General features: G+C 37.7%; 2 protein-coding genes. One reads left to right on the top strand and one right to left on the bottom strand.

All coding sequences use genetic code 11. From position 1 onward, the window contains the following. Nucleotides 1-171 precede the first annotated feature (171 nt). Nucleotides 172-828 carry a substrate binding domain-containing protein gene (locus ND2E_RS04135; RefSeq protein WP_033095246.1) on the top strand — a complete coding sequence of 219 codons (657 nt, stop codon included), beginning with the start codon at nucleotides 172-174 and terminating at the stop codon, nucleotides 826-828. Between the two features lie 245 nt (nucleotides 829-1,073). On the opposite strand, the gene ND2E_RS04130 is transcribed toward ND2E_RS04135, so the two are convergent. Then, nucleotides 1,074-1,508 carry a hypothetical protein gene (locus ND2E_RS04130; protein ID WP_150113795.1) on the bottom strand — a complete coding sequence of 145 codons (435 nt, stop codon included), beginning with the start codon at nucleotides 1,506-1,508 and terminating at the stop codon, nucleotides 1,074-1,076. Nucleotides 1,509-1,715 lie beyond the last annotated feature (207 nt).

Here is a 1,715-nt window from a genome sequence, read left to right on the forward strand (position 1 = left end):
ATGCGAAAAAAACTAAATTCCTTGACTGATGCCGATCACTCAAGTTAGATTTTACTGAGGTCTACTGGCAGACAAAAAAGTGATCGGCTTGAATGGTATTGAGCGATCGGCATCATAGTATTACGCAATTGCCAACAAGCCTTAACCGCATTGCAAGCTGGCGAGGCGCTGATGTCGGAGCTAAATAACGAAGTCGTCGGTAAGTTACGGGTCAGTATTCCTAATAATTTAGCCGATGTAATTATGGATTCAGTGATTGATCCCTTCTTACGGAAAAATCCGAAAGCGTCCCTAGAGTTAGTGCAAACCGACAATGAAGTGAATTTACATGAGCAACATTTTGATGTTGCCATCCAACCGCGTTTAGACCCAGTGCAAGATAGCAGCCTCATTTATCGGTTATTATTTCAAAGCCACTGGTCGTTGGTGGCCAGTAAAGAATTTATAGCACACAATTATATGCCTTCCACTGCTAAGCAGTTATCCGCATTGCCAGCTGTGGGTATGACTAATAACCAAAGCCATCAATATATTAATATGAAAGATGAGAAGGTTTCGCTTAATTATCGTTTTTCGGTGAATAATTTTCGTGCGGTATTAAGTGCCGTTGAGAAAGGTTTGGGATATTGCATTGTGCCGAGAAATATGATCAAAAAACAATTGAATGAAGGGCGCTTTATTCAAATAAAAGACGGCATCGAAATTGCGCCCATGGCTTTGTATCTGGTTTATCCATCAAGAACAGGCCAACCAGCTAAAACCAAAGCCTTTGTAGAATTAATGATGGCATGGGCAGACAGTATGTCTATAGATAAGTGGCGACCATAAATTTCTTTTATGATTATAATTTGAATTTTGTCATAGGTCAGATGTACGCCATAATCTAACTATAGAAGGTGTCCACTAACTTAGGGTAACACTGTCACATAACGCCATCGTTAATCGGCAAAATTTAGTTGACTAAAATGTTGAGGTACGAAACACAGCCAGCTATATTTTGTCCTTGTTTAACAAGCTTGTTATGCAAGAGTAGTACTAACCAAATAATTAGTTTCAATTTATTTTATTGTGTTTTACCACTGATAAGCAACTTTAATGTATAAACCATCTGTGTTTTTATCATATCTCGATTCGTCTTCCGAAGTTATACCACTATATATGGACGCACCTAAAACAAAAGAGCGATTATTGAAACCCAAAAAATAATAATTATAATTTGCAGACATACCGTAATAAGTTACAGCTGTTCTAGATTTCATTGATGAGGCTACAGTTCCAATATATAAACCTGCAGAATGGTTATCCTCTATAATTAGTCGCTCCCAACCTAAACCATATCCAATATCAACTCCTGTATCACTTGAGTATGACAACACCCCAATAGAACCGTAAAATTTATTTTTATCTCGGTTAATTGCATATTTCCCACCTATTCCCCCATGATCGAGACCTAATCCTATCGATATATTTGAACTGTCTTCAGCCATACTGGCTGATGAAAATGCCAAAATCATTGCTGATATTAGATACTTAATGCCGTTCTCCTTTTTACTGCATAGACATAATGACTCCCCACGAGGTGCTAGCTTCCAAATTCGTGGGTTAGCAAAGCCAGAGCCATAATATATGTGTTAAACAATATAAATTGGAGGCTAGCATGTACAAACATAACATACTTTTCATTGGCCTAGATACCCATAAAGTATCTACTGAAG

Source organism: Colwellia psychrerythraea (genome assembly GCF_000764225.1).
In the GTDB taxonomy this organism is placed as follows: domain Bacteria; phylum Pseudomonadota; class Gammaproteobacteria; order Enterobacterales; family Alteromonadaceae; genus Colwellia; species Colwellia psychrerythraea_D.